The 16,930-nt window shown below is 66.2% G+C and carries 19 protein-coding genes and 2 tRNA genes; 8 read left to right on the forward strand and 13 right to left on the reverse strand.

Translation table 11 applies throughout. The features are described 5' to 3' along the window. The first annotated feature begins 29 nt into the window (after nucleotides 1–29). Together ACLFA2_RS18095 and ACLFA2_RS18100 are read left to right on the forward strand one after the other, a co-directional pair. The gene (locus tag ACLFA2_RS18095) at nucleotides 30–347 is read left to right on the forward strand and encodes a hypothetical protein (RefSeq protein WP_021200504.1); all 318 of its coding nucleotides are present in this window, start codon (nucleotides 30–32) and stop codon (nucleotides 345–347) included. After that, nucleotides 331–912 carry a hypothetical protein gene (locus ACLFA2_RS18100; RefSeq protein ID WP_426621760.1) on the forward strand — a complete coding sequence of 194 codons (582 nt, stop codon included), beginning with the start codon at nucleotides 331–333 and terminating at the stop codon, nucleotides 910–912. Before ACLFA2_RS18095 ends, ACLFA2_RS18100 begins: the two co-directional genes overlap by 17 nt. Here the strand turns inward: ACLFA2_RS18100 and ACLFA2_RS18105 are convergent. The 6 genes from ACLFA2_RS18105 to orn form a co-directional block, all read right to left on the reverse strand. After that, the gene (locus ACLFA2_RS18105) at nucleotides 909–1,406 is read right to left on the reverse strand and encodes a DUF2017 family protein (protein WP_426621761.1); all 498 of its coding nucleotides are present in this window, start codon (nucleotides 1,404–1,406) and stop codon (nucleotides 909–911) included. The two genes, ACLFA2_RS18100 and ACLFA2_RS18105, sit on opposite strands and share 4 nt — an antisense overlap. Beyond that, entirely contained in the window at nucleotides 1,403–1,699 is a 297-nt protein-coding gene (gene clpS, locus ACLFA2_RS18110) for an ATP-dependent Clp protease adapter ClpS (protein ID WP_021200507.1), read from the reverse strand. The genes ACLFA2_RS18105 and clpS overlap by 4 nt, the downstream gene beginning before the upstream one ends. After that, complete coding sequence (locus ACLFA2_RS18115) at nucleotides 1,696–2,043, reverse strand: metallopeptidase family protein (protein WP_426621762.1); 348 nt, start codon at nucleotides 2,041–2,043, stop codon at nucleotides 1,696–1,698. The genes clpS and ACLFA2_RS18115 overlap by 4 nt, the downstream gene beginning before the upstream one ends. A gap of 27 nt (nucleotides 2,044–2,070) precedes the next feature. Then, on the reverse strand, nucleotides 2,071–2,700 hold the full coding sequence (locus ACLFA2_RS18120) for a LysE family translocator (protein WP_021200509.1): 630 nt from the start codon (nucleotides 2,698–2,700) through the stop codon (nucleotides 2,071–2,073). Between the two features lie 87 nt (nucleotides 2,701–2,787). Beyond that, nucleotides 2,788–2,863 (reverse strand) — tRNA-His (locus tag ACLFA2_RS18125). A 36-nt stretch (nucleotides 2,864–2,899) separates the two neighbouring features. Further along, nucleotides 2,900–3,526, reverse strand: a complete 627-nt coding sequence (gene orn, locus ACLFA2_RS18130; RefSeq protein WP_021200510.1) for an oligoribonuclease — start codon at nucleotides 3,524–3,526, stop codon at nucleotides 2,900–2,902. Nucleotides 3,527–3,613: 87 nt separating this feature from the next. Between orn and ACLFA2_RS18135 the strand changes: the two genes are divergently transcribed. Continuing rightward, nucleotides 3,614–3,686: transfer RNA gene (locus tag ACLFA2_RS18135), tRNA-Arg, on the forward strand. A 139-nt stretch (nucleotides 3,687–3,825) separates the two neighbouring features. Here the strand turns inward: ACLFA2_RS18135 and ACLFA2_RS18140 are convergent. After that, nucleotides 3,826–4,095 carry a hypothetical protein gene (locus tag ACLFA2_RS18140; RefSeq protein WP_029259185.1) on the reverse strand — a complete coding sequence of 90 codons (270 nt, stop codon included), beginning with the start codon at nucleotides 4,093–4,095 and terminating at the stop codon, nucleotides 3,826–3,828. A gap of 205 nt (nucleotides 4,096–4,300) precedes the next feature. Here ACLFA2_RS18140 and ACLFA2_RS18145 point away from each other — a divergent pair, with 205 nt between their 5' ends. The 4 genes from ACLFA2_RS18145 (at nucleotide 4,301) to ACLFA2_RS18160 (ending at nucleotide 7,625) form a co-directional block, all read left to right on the forward strand. Then, nucleotides 4,301–4,807 (forward strand): single-stranded DNA-binding protein, encoded by a 507-nt coding sequence (locus tag ACLFA2_RS18145; RefSeq protein ID WP_426621763.1) that lies wholly within the window; start codon nucleotides 4,301–4,303, stop codon nucleotides 4,805–4,807. Nucleotides 4,808–4,891: 84 nt separating this feature from the next. Then, nucleotides 4,892–5,389 (forward strand): DUF6993 domain-containing protein, encoded by a 498-nt coding sequence (locus tag ACLFA2_RS18150; protein WP_426621764.1) that lies wholly within the window; start codon nucleotides 4,892–4,894, stop codon nucleotides 5,387–5,389. Nucleotides 5,390–5,452: 63 nt separating this feature from the next. Further along, nucleotides 5,453–7,132 carry an energy-dependent translational throttle protein EttA gene (gene ettA / locus ACLFA2_RS18155; protein ID WP_017830677.1) on the forward strand — a complete coding sequence of 560 codons (1,680 nt, stop codon included), beginning with the start codon at nucleotides 5,453–5,455 and terminating at the stop codon, nucleotides 7,130–7,132. 7 nt (nucleotides 7,133–7,139) lie between these two features. Beyond that, nucleotides 7,140–7,625 carry an acyl-CoA thioesterase gene (locus ACLFA2_RS18160; protein ID WP_021200514.1) on the forward strand — a complete coding sequence of 162 codons (486 nt, stop codon included), beginning with the start codon at nucleotides 7,140–7,142 and terminating at the stop codon, nucleotides 7,623–7,625. A gap of 81 nt (nucleotides 7,626–7,706) precedes the next feature. Here ACLFA2_RS18160 and ACLFA2_RS18165 read toward each other — a convergent pair whose 3' ends face one another. Then, nucleotides 7,707–8,597, reverse strand: a complete 891-nt coding sequence (locus ACLFA2_RS18165; protein ID WP_426621765.1) for an acyl-CoA thioesterase — start codon at nucleotides 8,595–8,597, stop codon at nucleotides 7,707–7,709. Nucleotides 8,598–8,647: 50 nt separating this feature from the next. Here ACLFA2_RS18165 and ACLFA2_RS18170 point away from each other — a divergent pair, with 50 nt between their 5' ends. Beyond that, nucleotides 8,648–9,313: a hypothetical protein gene (locus ACLFA2_RS18170; protein WP_021200516.1), complete on the forward strand. Its 666-nt coding sequence runs from the start codon at nucleotides 8,648–8,650 to the stop codon at nucleotides 9,311–9,313. On the opposite strand, the gene ACLFA2_RS18175 is transcribed toward ACLFA2_RS18170, so the two are convergent. The 5 genes from ACLFA2_RS18175 to pepN all read right to left on the reverse strand — a co-directional run bounded on the left by ACLFA2_RS18175 (nucleotide 9,292) and on the right by pepN (nucleotide 16,797). Continuing rightward, a complete protein-coding gene (locus ACLFA2_RS18175; protein WP_426621766.1) occupies nucleotides 9,292–10,764 on the reverse strand; it encodes a serine hydrolase domain-containing protein in 1,473 nt (490 codons plus the stop codon). The genes ACLFA2_RS18170 and ACLFA2_RS18175 overlap by 22 nt on opposite strands. Nucleotides 10,765–10,897: 133 nt before the next feature. Continuing rightward, nucleotides 10,898–12,562, reverse strand: a complete 1,665-nt coding sequence (locus ACLFA2_RS18180; RefSeq protein WP_426621767.1) for an FAD-binding dehydrogenase — start codon at nucleotides 12,560–12,562, stop codon at nucleotides 10,898–10,900. Next, the gene (locus ACLFA2_RS18185; protein WP_021200519.1) at nucleotides 12,559–13,008 is read right to left on the reverse strand and encodes a globin; all 450 of its coding nucleotides are present in this window, start codon (nucleotides 13,006–13,008) and stop codon (nucleotides 12,559–12,561) included. The genes ACLFA2_RS18180 and ACLFA2_RS18185 overlap by 4 nt, the downstream gene beginning before the upstream one ends. Further along, entirely contained in the window at nucleotides 13,005–14,075 is a 1,071-nt protein-coding gene (locus tag ACLFA2_RS18190; protein WP_235045244.1) for a mechanosensitive ion channel family protein, read from the reverse strand. The genes ACLFA2_RS18185 and ACLFA2_RS18190 overlap by 4 nt, the downstream gene beginning before the upstream one ends. 169 nt (nucleotides 14,076–14,244) lie before the next feature. After that, nucleotides 14,245–16,797 (reverse strand): aminopeptidase N, encoded by a 2,553-nt coding sequence (gene pepN / locus ACLFA2_RS18195; RefSeq protein ID WP_426621768.1) that lies wholly within the window; start codon nucleotides 16,795–16,797, stop codon nucleotides 14,245–14,247. Nucleotides 16,798–16,930 lie beyond the last annotated feature (133 nt).

The following is a 16,930-nucleotide window of genomic DNA, read 5'->3' on the forward strand; positions in this document are numbered from 1 at the left end:
GCGCGCGGTTCCTCGACTAGCGTGGGGGTATGCCGAACATTGCACTGGAACTCGGAAAGCAAGCTGCGTCCTTCGGCGTGAAGAGCGCGTACGGGGAGCCGCAGGATGTCGACGGTGTGAGCATCACTCCGGTGGCATTCACCTACTCGGGCTTCGGCGGAGGCAGCGGAGACGGTGGCGAGGGTGGTGGCGGTGGCGGTGTCTCCGTCCCGGTCGGGGTCTACGTGCGTCGCGAGGAAGGTCTGCGCTTCGAGCCGAACATCGTCACGTTGCTCGTCGTCGCCGTGCCGTTCGTCTGGGTCGCCGGACGGGCGCTCACTCGCATCATCCGTGCCCTCAAGAAGTGACGATCCGGTCGCTGCCGCGCTGGAGCAGGCCGCGACGCTGATCGAGCGGGATGTCCGTGCCGTCGCCGCCGCGAACCCCGTCGTGCTCATCGATGGCGGCAGCGGTGCGGGAAAGTCGTCCCTCGCCTCCCTGTTGGTGCGTCGCTGGCCCGTGGTCGGTCACGTACAGCTCATCGCGTTGGATTCCATCTACCCGGGCTGGGACGGACTCGATGAAGGCGCTGAGCGCGCCCTCGACTGGATCCTCCGTCCGCACGGCCGCGGGTATCTCGGCACCTGGCGGCGATGGGACTGGGAGGACCGCACCGAGGCGGAGAGCCACGCCGTCGACCCGGCCCTCGGAGTCATCATCGAGGGCAGCGGGATCCTCCGCCCCTCGACCGCCGCCCTCGCCGATGTCAGGGTATGGGTGGAGTCGGCGGAGGCATCGAGGAAGGCGCGTGCCCTGGCACGCGATGGAGACGCCTATCGGCCGCACTGGGACCGTTGGGCCGCACAGGAACGCCGACACATCGAGCGGGACGGCCCTCGATCCCTCGCTACGAGAATCGTCGAGGTTCCTTAGAGCTTCCTGCCCTCATCCGCTTCGTCTGCAGCCTGGATGAGAAGTTCCAAACGGTATCCGAGCCAGTCGTACACATCGTGACGCCCATCCGTGGCGGTCTGTTCGTCGGTCGTGATCCCGAGCCGCGTGGCTATGACGAGGCGAATGGCCGTGAGCGTTCGGAGCCAGGCGTCGACGTCCTCCACGGGCACGGTCATCTCCCGCGTCCGCAGCGCTTCTGCCTCGGCGAGGTCGTCACCGGTGACGTCTCCGAGAGACCCACGTGTCCGGCGCGCATCGGCGAGCCGTCGATCGAGGAGATCATCCCTCGTGCTTTCGGCGAAATCGGCGGCGGAGTCCGCATCGTCGGGGTAGGGAGTCGGCGTCAATCGGTCGATGGCGGGGTCCCCGACCTCCCGCGAAGTCGCGAGGAGCTCGATGAAATCGTCCACGAGCTTCGCGAGGTGGAGCTCCTCGATCCCGGTGATCGTGACGATGACGGCGTCCCTGGTCACTGTGAGGCCTTCCTGACCGTGGCCCACAGGCCGTAGTCGTGCATGGCCTGCGCGTGGACCTCCATGGTCTCGCGCGGCCCCGTCGCCACGATGGCGTGTCCGTCGTGGTGCACGGCGAGCATCAGCGTCGTCGCGTGGTCGAGCGAGTATCCGAAATACGTGCGGAAGACACGGACCACGTAGCTCATCAGATTGACGGGGTCGTTCCAGACGACCACCTGCCACGGCTCCAGGGGAGCGGCGCTCAGATCGGTCGCCTCATCGAGATCGGGAACCGCGGCGGGGATCGTCATGCCCAACCCATCTCATGCAGCTGCTCGTCGTCGATGCCGTAGAAATGCGCGATCTCATGCACCAACGTGGTGTGGATCTCCTCGCGGAGCTCTTCCTCGTTCTCGCATTGGGCCAGGTGCGGCTCGCGATAGACCACGATGCGATCGGGCAACTCGCCCATCCCGTACTGGGTCCGATCGGTCAGCGCCAGCCCGTCGTAGAGGCCGAGCAGATCGAGGCTGCCGTCCTCCGGCCGATCCTCCACCACGAACACGACGTTCTCCAACCCTTCGACCATGTCGTCGGGCAACTGGTCGAGCTCATCGATCACGAGCTCTTCGAAGGCGGCGGCATCCATGTCCATCCCCCTCAGCCTAGGGCCCGAGGGAGGTCAGTGCAGGAGAACGAGGATCGCGGCCACCACGATGAACAGGACGCCGAACACGGTGTTGAGGATGCGCTGTCCACGTGCGGTTCGCGTGAGTCGACGGAACGGACGTGCGGCTGCAGCGAAGAATCCCCACATCACGATCACGTCGACGACGATCACGGTGACGATGAGCGTGAGGTATTGGGGGAGCGGAGGCTCGTCCAACCTGACGAACTGCGGAATGAACGCGAGGAAGAACACGATCGCCTTCGGGTTCAGGAGATTGACCCAGAAACCGCGGCGGATCATCGACCAGTGGCTCTCGCGGCTGTCTACCGGCAGGGGATCGTCGTCGACCACGACCGCGGGCTTCGCGAGGATGAGGCGGATCCCGAGGAACACCAGGTAGGCGGCCCCGGCATAGCGGATGCCGTTGAACAGCACTTCCGAACGTGACACCAGGAGCCCGACACCGGCAGCCACGATCGCGACGTGGACGATCAACGCGATCTGCTGGCCGATGATGCCCCAGATCGAGCGCCGCCAGCCCTGGTTCATCGCATTCGACATCGTGTTGATCGCCCCGGCCCCAGGCGTGAAGCTGATCACGACGGACGCGGTCAGCAACGAGAACCAGACCGCGAGTGACACGTCGTCAGTCTAGGGCGTCGGGGGAGGGGTCCCAGCCGCGCGTAGACGCGAAGAAGGCCCGAATCTCGCGATTCGGGCCTTCTTCAGTGGGGTGAGTAACGGGACTCGAACCCGCGACATCCGGCACCACAAGCCAGCGCTCTACCAGCTGAGCTATACCCACCATGTGCCTGCCGGAGCAGGCAACCATACGAGTCTATTACATGTTCGGAGTGAACTCGGACACCGTACGTGCAGCGATCTCGCGAGCTTCGTCGCTGGACGGTCCCGGCTCATCGACGAACACCGCCTCGCGGTAGTAACGGAGCTCTCGGATCGACTCCAGGATGTCGGCGAGGGCGCGGTGCCCTCCGTCCTTGGGCGGAGCCTGGAAGAAGACCCGCGGGTACCAGCGTCGCGACAGTTCCTTGATGCTGGAGACGTCGACATTGCGGTAATGCAGCCACTGATCCACCTGCGGCATGTATTTGGCCAGGAACATGCGGTCCGTTCCGATCGTGTTGCCGGCCAATGGAGCCTTGCGCTCGAGGGGCACGAAGCGCTTGATGTACGCCAGTGTCTGGGACTCCGCCTCCTCCAGCGACACGCCACCGGGGATCTCCTCGATGAGGCCCGATGTCTCATGCATCTTCGTGACGAAATCGTTCATGTGCGCGAGCGCGGCTTCGGTGGGGCGTATCACCACCTGGAATCCGGGGTCGATCGGGTTGAGCTCGAAGTCGGTGATGACGACGGCGATCTCGACGAGTTCGTCGACCGCGAGATCGAGTCCCGTCATCTCGCAGTCGATCCATACGAGACGATCATTCTCGGACGCAGATACCATCTCGCCATACTATCGACGCCCCCGACATCACCGGCCGGAGTGTGACTCGTGAATCGTCTGCGCGACCGCGATACTCTAGAGTCGTGCGCCTCCGTAGCTCAGGGGATAGAGCAGGAGCCTTCTAATCTCTTGGTCGCAGGTTCGAATCCTGCCGGGGGCACTTCACGGTGTCGGCGTTCGAGAATGTTCGCTCCGATGGATGTTCGATCCGACGGATGATCGATCCGACGAGAGACGATCTCATGTGCGGAGCGCGACCTCTCCCGGATCGACGCCATGCGTCGCGGCGGCGACCACCGTCAGGAATAGCGCAGCACCGCGACAGCGTCATCGACACGCCAGAACTCGCCGACCACACGGAACACGCCGGTTGCGAGATGCAGCCTCTCCGCCCGGTACCGGACACCGAGCGGGTCCGGGACGATGCGCAGATGTCCGAGGACATGCTCTCTCTGGTCCTGGACCCTCCAGAGATGATCGGCTGCGCGGACGAGATGCTCTCGCGGAGACGAGAGTCGAGGCGTGGCGAAGGGGACTTCGGGAAGAGAGGTGATCATGCTGTCGGACATCGGTGCTCCTTTCGTGATTCGAAGATATGACCGACCACCGACATTCCCTCGCGCGCAGTCCTCTCGTCCTCATCGGGGGTTTCTCTCCACAGAGGGCAATTGCCTCGGTCTCTCCACCGACTTCGCGTTTCGGGCTCCCCGCCTCCGTCGTGGCCGCGCACGCTGGAAAGACCGGAAGGGATCCGGAGACGAGAGGACGAGCAACATGATCGACACGCTGACCATCGTGGGAAGAGTCGCCACCGACCCGACACAGGTGCAGACCGCAGGAGGTGTGGCGGTCACCAACTTCCGTCTCGCCAGCACCCACCGACGATTCGACCCCGCCGCCCAGGCTTGGACGGACTCGGGGACCAACTGGTACTCGGTGACAGCGTTCCGGCAGCTCGGCGAGAACGCCAAGGCGTCCCTGCGGACGGGTGACGCGGTGATCGTGACAGGTCGGCTGAAGATCCGGAATTGGGAGAGCAACGGCAAACATGGCACAAGTGTCGATGTCGAAGCAGAGGCGATCGGTCACGATCTGCGGTGGGGGACCACGGCGTATCGACCGCAGCCGCGGCCGCAGACCGGGATCGCGGAGGCAAGCTCCGACGCGCCGAGCGCTCACTCTGCAGAGGAAGGAGCCCCTGTACACGCCGCAGAGTCGGAGTCTGCGGCATTCGACCTCTCGTGGGCGGATCCGGCGTCGAGGATAGCGGCGAGCGACTGACGCGCACCGGATTCCGAGAGCGTCGGGTGTCGGCCGTCGGCCGGTTCACGCTGAGGCGGGAGGAAGGCGACGTAGACTCGGCACGTGCTTCGTCGATCGGTCTCCTCACCGGCGCGTGCAGCCGGCGTTCTGGCGGTCACGTCCGTCTCTGCTCTTCTGCTCTCGGGCTGCGTTCCGGAACCTGCACCGACGGCGTCTCCGTCGAGTTCGGCAACTCCCGATGCGGACTCGACGGCGCCGTCTGCTCCCGTGCTCGTTCCCGACGGCAGCGCAGAGGACAACCTGCCGGTGTTCACCGCGACTGCGGAGGGCATCTGGGCGACAGATCAGCGCGGTTCCGGCCGTGCCTACATCGACGCGCTGATCGGCGCAGGGTTCGATCGCGAGTCGATGCAGGTGACCCAGGATCAGACCACCGTCGGCAACCCGGCAGAGAGTCTGCAGTTCTCGGTGCGGTGGGGTCAAGACGAGTGCTTGGTCGGCCAGGTCGGCCCGTCCACCGGACAGGTCGTCACCGCGGTCCTCCCGCAACTCGCCGAAGGGCGATGCCTGGTCGGCACCACACGTCCGATCGACTGGTGACACGCCAGGGGGCCGGTAGGCTGGAGTGTCGATCTTCGACGCCAACAGAAGGAGCGGTTTTCGGTGGCTGAGTACATCTACTCGATGGTTCGTGCGCGCAAGGCAGTGGGCGAGAAGCTCATCCTCGACGACGTGACCATGGCGTTCCTCCCCGGGGCCAAGATCGGCATGGTCGGTCCCAACGGCGCGGGCAAGTCGACGATCCTCAAGATCATGGCAGGTCTCGACACTCCGTCGAACGGTGAGGCGAAGCTCTCCCCGGGGTTCACTGTCGGCATCCTGATGCAGGAGCCGGAACTCGACGAGACGAAGACCGTGCTCGAGAACATCCAGGACGGCATCGCGATCAAGGCGAAGCTCGACCGCTTCAACGAGATCTCGGCGCTGATGGCCGATCCCGATGCCGACTTCGACGCGCTCCTCGCCGAGATGGGTTCGCTCCAGGAAGAGATCGACGCGGCCGACGGCTGGGACCTCGACTCGCAGCTCGACCAGGCCATGGATGCGCTCCGCACACCGCCGGGAGACGCCGCGATCGCGCCTCTCTCCGGTGGCGAGAAGCGTCGAGTGGCGCTGGCGAAGCTGCTCCTGCAGAAGCCCGATCTCCTGCTTCTCGACGAGCCGACCAACCACCTCGACGCCGAGAGCGTGCTGTGGCTCGAGCAGCACCTGCAGGCGTACAAGGGTGCCGTCATCGCGATCACCCACGACCGGTACTTCCTCGACCACGTGGCCGAGTGGATCGCCGAGGTCGATCGCGGTCGCCTGATCGGCTACGAGGGCAACTACTCGACGTACCTGGAGAAGAAGGGCGAGCGCCTCGAGATCCAGGGCAAGAAGGACGCCAAACTCGCCAAGCGCCTCAAGGAGGAGCTGGAGTGGGTGCGCTCCAGCGCGAAGGGTCGCCAGACGAAGTCGAAGGCACGTCTCGCCCGCTACGAGGAGATGGCATCCGAGGCCGAGCGCACCAGGAAGCTGGATTTCGAGGAGATCCAGATTCCCGCCGGTCCTCGACTCGGAAGCGTCGTCATCGAGGCCAAGAACCTGAAGAAGGGCTTCGACGGGCGCTCGCTCATCGACGGCCTGAGCTTCAGCCTGCCGCCGAACGGCATCGTCGGCGTCATCGGTCCGAACGGCGTGGGAAAGACGACGTTGTTCAAGACCATCGTGGGCCTCGAGCCGCTGGACGGCGGAGATCTGAAGATCGGTGAGACGGTCAAGATCAGCTACGTCGACCAATCGCGCTCCAACATCGACCCGAACAAGACGCTGTGGGAAGTCGTCTCCGACGGCCTCGACTACATCACCGTCGGCAAGACCGAGATCCCGTCCAGGGCGTACGTCTCGAAGTTCGGCTTCAAGGGGCCGGACCAGCAGAAGAAGGCCGGGGTGCTCTCCGGTGGAGAACGCAACCGCCTGAACCTCGCACTGACGCTCAAGGAGGGCGGTAACCTGCTGCTCCTCGACGAGCCGACGAACGACCTGGATGTCGAAACCCTCAGCTCGCTCGAGAACGCTCTGCTCGAATTCCCCGGATGCGCCGTGGTCATCACCCACGACCGGTGGTTCCTCGACCGCATCGCCACGCACATCCTCGCCTACGAGGGCACCGACGAGAAGCCGGACCAGTGGTACTGGTTCGAGGGCAACTTCGAGGCGTATGAGGAGAACAAGATCGAACGCCTCGGAGCCGATGCGGCCAAGCCGCACCGTTCGACGCACCGCAAGCTGACGCGCGACTGAGCACCTCGTGACTGCGACGCCGGGGCCCCGCCTGCACATCCCGATCCAGCTCCGCTGGGGCGATCTGGATGCGTTCAACCACGTCAACAACACCTCGATGCTGAAGCTGCTCGAGGAAGCTCGTGTGCGAGCATTCTGGCGTGCAGGCCCCGGCGAAGAGGCACCATCCACCGCGGTGCTCGACTCGGGTATCGATGAGGGGATCCTCACCCTCATCGCGCGACAGGAGATCGAGTACCTCGCGCCGGTGCCCTACCAGCGGCGACCGCTCGAAGTGCAGATGTGGTTCGGCAAGCTCGGCGGATCCAGCGTCGAGGTCTGCTACGAGGTGCACAACGATCCCACGGCGGCGCCGCGTCAGATCTACGCCCGCTCCACGGCGATCATCGTGCTCGTCGATGCGAAGACCGGACGTCCCACCCGTCTCACCCAGGAGATGCGCGACGCGTGGGATCCGTACGTCGGCGAATCGATCGAGTACAGCCACCGCTGACCGCCACACGTACCGCCGGCGTGCACCAGAGCACGGCCACCCGGGCAGACCCGCAGCACGACGAGCGTCTGAGCGGATAAGTCAGTCCTGGCCGTCGGGAACCCTGATCATGATCTCCTGGGCGACACTCGCCACCAGGGTGCCGTCGCGTGTGAAGATCCGTCCGGTGGCGAGTCCGCGGCCTCCGCGGGCGTTGGGTGACTCCTGCACGTAGAGCAACCACTCATCCACGCGAGCAGGGCGGTGCCACCACATCGCGTGATCGAGACTCGCGACCTTGAGGCCGGGGAGCGCCCAATAGACCCCGTGCGCGCGAAGAATCGACTCCTGGATCGTCATGTCGCTGAGGTAGGCGAGCGCTGCGCGGTGCAGACGCTGGTCATCCGGAAGCGGCGCGCGAAGGCGCATCCACACGGCCTGCTGCGGTGTACGGGCATCGTCGCTCGGCAGATACATCGGCGAGTCGACATGGCGGACATCAGCCGCTCGGTCGCTCAGCATCCGCGCCGTGCCGCCGGGGAGTCCCTGTACACGGTCCTCGTCCGGCTGGAGGGCCTCAGGCTCGGGGATGCCCTCGGGCATCCCCGACGCATGCTCGACGCCGGGATCCGCATCCTGGAACGAGGCGATCATCGAGAAGATGGGTACGCCGTTCTGGTATGCCTGGGCACGGCGTGTCGAGAATGAGCGCCCATCATGAATACGATCGACCGAGATCGTGATGCCCTGACTCGCATCGCCGGGGCGCAGGAAGTATCCATGCATCGAGTGCACCGCCCGATCTTCGGGAAGAGTGCGTTCCGCAGCGAGGAGCGCCTGGGCGAGAACCTGTCCACCGTAGATCCGCCCGCTGGGCATCGGGTGCGACGAACCGGTGAAGATGTCCTCGGTGGTCCGTGCCTGGGTCGAATCGAGATCGAGGACCTCGAGCAGTCGCTCGACGGTCTGGATGGCGTGTTCTTCCGCGCTCATGGATTCCTCTCCGCGCCCCGGGACGCCGCTCCGTTGGTAGTTTAGAACGCGTGCCGCATCACCTTCTCCTCGCCGACGCCGACACGGCGAAAGACGTTCTGACATTCGTGGGGCGAGCCGCCAGAATCAGCGACGAGGGCGTACGACTGCAGGCGACGGGGGGAGTCCTCGCGCTCACGACGGCGGCCCTGGCACCACACGGTCTGTTCGATCAGACGCCGACGATCCTCGCGATGCGCATCGTCCATGCCGACCCCGAACTCGAGTGCGATGTCGTCGTCGATCAACTCACGCAGACCGACGGACTCGATCGCCTGACCCTCCCGGATACGGGCCTCTCTCCGGCCTGGGCCGGCATCGCTCCGCCTCGCGGTGCATGGGAACGGTCAGCCGTCCTCGACGCCTCGACGCTGGCCCGACGAGCACAGTGGGGCATTTCCGCCGTCGCCCGAGGCGCGACGCCGGGCGCCGGAGAAGAAGCCGTGCGGGCGCTGCGTGCCGCGATCTGGGGTGAGCCGGACGAGGAGCTCGAGGGTCTGCCGAGAGGGGTCGCCTTCGCCGCGGACGCGATGGGTTTCATCTCCGGCGAGGAGCAGGTATCGGTGACTCGATCCGGGCGATGGACGCGACTCGCCTTCCGGCGGGGGCATGTGCTCTCTCGGGGACCGGTCGCCTCTGGCCTCACGAGCGTGCGTCAGACCGGCGTGCTCGACTGACGCGAAGCGCGCAGGCGCCCCCGTAACGCGACCGGCACGACGCGGAGTGCGACGATCCTGCTCACCAGAGCACTGATTCCCCCCAGCACGAGCACGATCCCGAGAACGTCGAGTAGCGGGAACAGCCAGAGGTCGAATACCCAGTACTGCCATTCGACCGATCCTCCGAGCAATGCCGGTGCGAGCGGGACGAACAGGCCCACCACGATGACGAGCGTCAGCGGGATCAGACGAAGCCAGCTGCGTGGTCTTCGCGCTGCGCGTCGCCGCGCCGCCCACCGCGGAGCACGTAGTGCTGTCACCAGGAGGAGGATCAGAGCGAGCACGGCGAGAGCCGACAGGATCCCGTTGACGATGTTCAGCGGATTCTCATACGGCTTCGCCGCCACCCCGTCGGCACCGACGATCAGGTTCTGCACCAGCTCGCCGGGAGAGCCGACGCCGTTCGTCAGCACCACTGCCGCTCGGCCCGTCTCGGGAACGAATGCCATCGAACCGGTGAACGTGGCCAATGTGCCGCCGTGGGAGACGAAGCCGGGGGCGTCACCTCCGCCCGGAGCGGCGCGTTGCCAGCCGAGGGCGTAGGACTCCGCGCCCGGCTGAGAGACATGGAGCTCTTCGAGCAGTATGCGATCCAGGACGCCCGCTCCGACCTCGCCCTGCTGGAACCGAAGCCACCGCACCATGTCGGCGAGCGTCGACACCACACCTCCGTTCCCCCCGCAGCGTCCGGGCATCTCCGGCATGACGTAGGCGAGTCCGAGCACGACGGAGAAGCCGGGGGCAAGTCGTTCGACCGCCTGATCGCAGGCATCGACGCTCTGTGTGTCGAGCATGCCGAGCGGGACGAAGAGGCGCTGCCGGAGGAAGTCGTCCAGCGACTCGCCGGAGACGACTTCGACGACGCGCGCCGCGATCGAGTAATTGGTGTTGTGATACTCGAATCGGGCGCCGGGCTCGGCCACCAGCCGCCGATCGCGGAGCTCGGCCACGACCGCCTCGGTCGTCCGTGGTGCGGGGAGCGCGAACTCGGGGTTGGTTCGCAGCGAGAGTCCGGAGGTGTGCGACAGCAGCTGCCGTATCGTGACCTCCTCATAGCGCTCGTCGGCCATGGTGAACTCCGGAAGTGTGTCGATCACCCGGTCGTCGAGCGCGATCTTCTTGTCCTGAACGAGCAGCATGACCGCCGTGGCCGTCATCGACTTGCTCATCGAAGTGATCCGAAACAGCGTGTGCGGGGTGATCGTGCGTCCGTCCCCATCCCGACCGCGCACGATCAGCTCGACGCCTCCGTCGGAGACCACCGCCGCAGCTATGCCCGGTGTGGCGAACGCATCCACGTAGGCCTGCACGGTGGCGTCGGAGGAGAGCGGGCCGGAGGCCGCGGCGGCGGGAACCGCGATGCCCGGGATCAGAACGGACAGGAGACCGAGAACGGGGAGGAGGCGCACGAGACCACAGTAGGAACGAATACCGAGCGATTCGAGTGACGAACACACGTCTTCGGGATAGCCCGAACAGGCAGGAGGGATCCCCGGAACGGCATCATCCGGAAAGCTGGAACCGGCGCTCTCGGAACGTGCCTCAGCCCGCGAGTGCCGCTGCCCGCCCCGCCGTCCGTCCCGAGAACAGGCAACCGCCGAGGAACGTGCCTTCGAGGGCCCGGTAGCCGTGCACGCCCCCGCCACCGAAGCCGCTCGCCTCGCCTGCCGCATAGAGCCCCGGGATCGGCTCTCCGGTCGCGTTCAGAGCGCGGCCCTCGAGGTCGGTGTTGATTCCGCCCAGAGACTTCCGCGTGAGCACGTGAAGCTTCACGGCGACGAGCGGTCCGGCCGCAGGATCCTGGAGACGATGCGGTGCAGCGGTACGGATCAGCTTGTCGCCCCGGTAGCTGCGCATCGATCGGAGCATCCCGATCTGCGCGTCCTTCGTGAAGTCGTTCTCCATCTCACGATCACGGGCGATCACCTCGCGCCGGACGTTGTCGATGTCGAGGAGCTCTCCTCCGGCATGACGCTGCATCTGCTCGAGGAGCGATTCGAGGTCGTTCTCCACGATGAAGTCCTCGCCCTCGTCGAGAAACGACTGCACAGGCCCGGTCGGCCCTTTGGCCAGGCGGGATCTCACCAGGAGACCGACGTCCTTGCCGGTGAGATCGGGATTCTGCTCGCTACCGGAAAGCGCGAATTCCTTCTCGACGATCTGGCGCGACGTGACGAACCAGGAATGATCGTGACCGGTCGTGCGCAGGTGCTCCAGCGTTCCGAGGGTGTCGAATCCGGGAAACAGGGGGACGGGGAGTCGTTTACCGGTCGCGTCAAGCCAGAGCGAGGAGGGGCCGGGGAGGATGCGGATACCGTGTGACGGCCATACCGGGTCCCAGTTCGTGATGCCCTCGACGTAGTGCCACATCCGGTCGCCATTGATCAGCCGGGCGCCCGCAGCTTCGCTCACACCGTGCATCGATCCGTCGACGTATGCCGGTACCCCGGTGAGCATGTGCTCCGGCGCGGTACCGAGGCGCGCCGGCCAGGCTGCGCGGACGAGGTCGTGGTTGCCTCCGATGCCGCCCGACGAGACGATGGTCGCCGTCGCAGTGATCTCGAACTCGCCGATGACGTCGCGGGAGGACGGCACACCGCGGCTGGATCCGCTCGTCGCGAGGACGTCTCCTCGCGCTCCGGTGACGGTCCCGTCTGCGGCGAGCAGTTCCGTCACGCGGTGTCGGGGGAGGACCGTGAGCCGTCCCTCCCGCTCGCCCTGTTCGACAGCCGCCGCGAAAGGGGCCACGATCCCCGGACCGGTACCCCAGGTGATGTGGAACCGCGGGACGGAGTTGCCGGGACCGATGGCGCCGTAGCCTCCTCGCTCAGCCCAGCCCACCACCGGGAAGAAGCCGACGCCGCGCTCTCGCAACCAGGCGCGCTTCTCGCCGGCAGCGAACTGCAGGTAGGCCTCGGCCCAACGGCGAGGCCACTCGTCCTCCGGCCGGTCGAAGCCGGCGCTGCCGAACCAGTCCTGAGTCGCCAGCTCGAGAGAATCCTTGATGCCGAGACGCCGCTGCTCGGGGGAGTCGATGAAGAACAGCCCGCCGAACGACCACCAGGCCTGACCGCCGAGATTGGTGCGCGGCTCCTGGTCGACCAGGATGACGCGCCGACCGGCGTCGAGCGCCTCTGCGGCGGCCACCAGACCGGCCAACCCCCATCCGATCACCAGGACGTCTGTGGACCGGGGCGTTGTCGTCATGAGTTCTCCGTTGATTCCTGACGTGAGCGGGTCTCGAGCGTGGGACGGCCGCCGGGACCGGCGCCGATGCCGGAAGGCTCGAGTGTGTTCACCATGGCATAGGCGGCGCGCTCCAGGTAGTCCCACAGCGTCGTTTCGTGCAGAGGAGACAACTGCGCTTCGTCGACGGCCGTTCTCATATGACGAAGCCAACGATCGCGGGCATCGGCATCGATGTGGAAGGGCATGTGTCGCATGCGCAGCCGAGGGTGCCCTCGCGTCTCGCCATAGGTCGTCGGCCCTCCCCAGTACTGCTCGAGGAACATCCGGAGCCGATCCTCCGCCGGTCCGAGATCCTCCTCGGGGTACATCGGCTTCATCACGGGGTCGAGCGCGACCTCGCGGTAGAACACCGAGACGATCTTCCGAAAGGTCTCATGCCCGCCGATCTCGTCGTAGAACGTCACTTCTGAGGGCTCCCGTCATCATTCGGCTTCTTGCGGCGCCAGATCCCACGATCGGGGATGATCGGCACGCCCGTGACCGCGTTCGGACGGGTCCTGGGTGGGTTCGCTCCTCGTACCCGACGGGCGCCGTCGAGCCCCGTCGGCACCACATCGACCATCCGGGGCACGCCGATCTCCTTCTCGAGGAGCGCGGCACGCAAGCGACGACGCAGCTCTTGGGCCACGTCGTCCTTCGCGTTCGCACGGGCCTTGATAACGATGCGGACGACGAGCGCATCGCCGTCGATGGATTCGAGCCCCCACAGCTCCGGCTTCTCGATGATGCGGGTGCGCCACTTCGGGTCCTTCGACAAGCCCTGCGCGGTCTCGAGCATGATGTGCTCGACCTGTTCGAGGTCCGAGTCCGCCGGCACCCCGATGTCGATGATGGAGCGTGCCCATCCCTGTGACATGTTGCCGATGCGGGTGACCTCGCCGTTGCGCACGTACCAGAGGGTTCCGTTGACGTCGCGCACCTGCGTGATGCGCACGCTGACGTACTCGACCACACCGCTCGCGAGACCGAGGTCGACCACATCGCCGATACCGATCTGGTCCTCCGCGACGATGAAGATCCCGTTGAGCACATCCTTGACGATGTTCTGGGCGCCGAAACCGAGGCCGGCACCGACGGCGGCGGTGAGGAGGGTGAGCGAACCGAGCAGGCTGTTGTCGATGGCGTTCACGATGAGCACGATCGCGATCACGACCAGCATCACATTGACGATGTTCTGCAGGATCGTACCGAGGGTGCGGGTGCGCTGCACCAGTCGCATGTCGGCAAGTGGCGAGCGCTCGAGCGCCTGTGTGTCGTCGACGGACGCCTTGTTCTTGGCGCTGTCGACGATGCGGTGCACCACGCGCCGGATGACGACGCGAAGCACGAGGCCGATCACCACGCACGACACGATGATGATCGCGACGGCGAGCACCTTCATGCCGGCAGCTCCGAGCCAGCCGAGCAGCGCCATCACCCAGTCGGGAAGCGGCACGGGGTCGGGAGGAGTGTCTGTCGTGGAGGGGATCATCATCACCACCGATCCTAGCGATCGGGCCTCTGCACTGGCTGGGTGGTGGATGCCGCACGCGAAAACGGAGACCACCTGCCCCGGGGACGGTGCGTCCTCGTCGGACGCGCCGTTCGCGGGGCAGATGGCCTCCGATTCGGTTGCTACTCCGGGATCAACTACGCCGGTATCAGTCCTCGGCGTCGCGCGCCTGCGCAGCGAGCGCCCGTTCGACATCGGCCAGATTCTCGAGCACGAGTCGGCGCAGTGCCGGTGCAGCGTCCTGGTGGGCGGCCAGCCAGCCGCGGGTCGCGTCGCGGAGGGCGATGTCGGCCAGGGCCGTCGGGAAGAGCCCGACGATCAGGTACTGCGCGATCTGATAGGTGCGCGACTCCCAGACGGGGAGCAGCATGTCGAAGTACGCGGGGACGAACTCGCTCAGCGCCGCTGCTCCGGACGGGTGCGTGAAGCCGAGTGCCGCCGAGCGGACGATCGTGTTCGGGGCGTCATCGCGCTCGATGAGCGACGCCCATGCGGCCTTCTTCGACGCCGAGTCCGGGAGAGAGGCGCGGGCCTGTGCCGCGAACTCCCCGCCCTTGGCGGTGTTGTCCGCGGCGAGAGCGGCATCGATGGTCGCGGCATCCGTCGCGCCGATCGTGGCGAGGCCCACGAGGAGCTGCCAGTTCAGGTCGGCATCGATCTCGAGCCCGGGCAGGGTGTCCTCGCCGGAGCGCAGACGCCCGATGATGCCGGCATGCTCCGGGGTGACCAGCGCGTTGGCGAAGGCGGTGACGAACTGCAGCTGGCTGTCGCTGCCCGGCTCGGCGGACTCCGCGAGACTCCACAGGCCGTCGGCGATCTTCAGCCGCGCCGCCTCGCGGTCGGCCGGCGTGACGTACAGCGTCGCCGCAGTGCGCAGCTGGGCGAGCGTGGTGCGCACCGTCGTCGACTCGGTCTCGCGACCGATGTTCCCCAGCACGAGCTCGAGGTACTCCGAGGCGCCGGTCTCGGCGTCGCGGGTCTGATCCCACGCGGCACCCCAGACGAGCGAGCGGGCGAGCGGGTCGTGGATGTCGGCGAGGTGCGCGATCGCGGTGGCGAGCGACTTCTCGTCGAGGCGGATCTTCGCGTAGGCGAGATCGTTGTCGTTGAGCAGCACGAGGTCGGGCCGGGCGAGACCCTGCAGCTCGGGCACCTCGGTGCGGTCGCCGTCGACGTCGACCTCGAGGTAGTGCGTGCGCGTGAGCGAACCGTCGGTCAGCGTGTAGAAGCCGATTCCGAGCCGGTGCGGACGAATCGTCGGGTAGTCCGCCGGCGCGGTCTGCGTGATCGCGAAGCGCGAGATCTTTCCATCGTGGTCCTCTGCGATGACCGGCTCGAGCGTGTTCACGCCGGCGGTCTCCAGCCACTTCTTCGACCAGGAACCGAGGTCACGGCCGCTGGTGGCTTCCAGCTCGGAGAGCAGGTCGCTCAGCTCGGTGTTGCCCCAGGAGTGCTTCTGGAAGTACTGCGACACGCCCGCGAAGAACGCCTCGATGCCGACCCAGGCGGCGAGCTGCTTCAGGACGGAACCGCCCTTGGCGTATGTGATGCCGTCGAAGTTCACCTGCACGTCTTCGAGGTCGTTGATCTCGGCGACGATCGGGTGAGTGGATGGGAGCTGGTCCTGGCGGTAGGCCCAGGTCTTCTCCATGGCGTTGAACGTGGTCCACGCCTCGGTCCACTCGGTGGCCTCGGCGGTGGCGATGGTCGACGCCCACTCAGCGAACGACTCGTTCAGCCAGAGGTCGTTCCACCACTTCATGGTGACGAGGTCACCGAACCACATGTGGGCGAGCTCGTGCAGGATCGTGACGACGCGGCGCTCCTTGACAGCATCCGTCACCTTGCTGCGGAAGACGTAGGTCTCGGTGAAGGTGACCGCTCCCGCGTTCTCCATGGCGCCGGCGTTGAACTCCGGCACGAAGAGCTGGTCGTACTTGGCGAACGGGTACGGCACGCCGAACTTCGACTCGAAGTAGGCGAAGCCCTCGCGCGTCTTGTCGAAGATGTAGTCGGCGTCGAGGTGCTGCCACAGGCTCTTGCGGCCGTACACGCCCAGCGGGATGACACGGCCGGAGGCGCTCGTCAGCTCCGAGAAGGTCGATTCATACGGTCCGGCGACGAGTGCGGTGATGTACGACGAGATGCGCGGGGTCGGCTCGAAGCCCCAGGTGGCGGTGACGTCGTCGTCGTGCACGATGGGCTCGGGCGTGGGGGAGTTGGAGACGACCTTCCACGCTGCCGGTGCCGTCACGGTGAACTGGAACGTCGCCTTGAGGTCGGGCTGCTCGAAGACCGCGAACACGCGGCGCGAGTCGGGCACCTCGAACTGGGAGTAGAGGTAGACCTCCCCGTCGACGGGGTCGACGAAGCGGTGCAGTCCTTCTCCCGTGTTGGTGTATTCGCAGTCGGCGTCCACGACGAGGACGTTCTCGGCCTGCAGCCCGGTGAGCGCGATGCGCGAGTCGGCGAAGACCTCGTTCGGGTCCAACTGCTCGCCGTTGAGCGAGATCTCGCGCACCTCGCGGGCGATGAGGTCGATGAAGGTGAAGCCCTCCGGTGTCGCGGTGAAGCGCACCACGCTGCGGGAGCCGAACACTTCGGCGCCCTTGGTCAGATCGAGGGCGACTTCATAGGACTGAGTGTCGACGACGTCGCGGCGCTCCTGCGCTTCGATGCGGGTGAGGTTCTCTCCAGGCACAGCTGTACTCCCAGGGGTGAGGGGATGTCACCGGGGCTGGGCGCAGTTGGCGCCGACGGCAACCCTGACAGCCTACGCCAGTGCGACGGATGCCCTCTCGCAGCGGCGCAGGAACGGAAACGGATAGAAACGG

Source organism: Microbacterium sp. As-52, assembly GCF_049949185.1.
Classification (GTDB): Bacteria; Actinomycetota; Actinomycetes; order Actinomycetales; family Microbacteriaceae; genus Microbacterium; species Microbacterium maritypicum_A.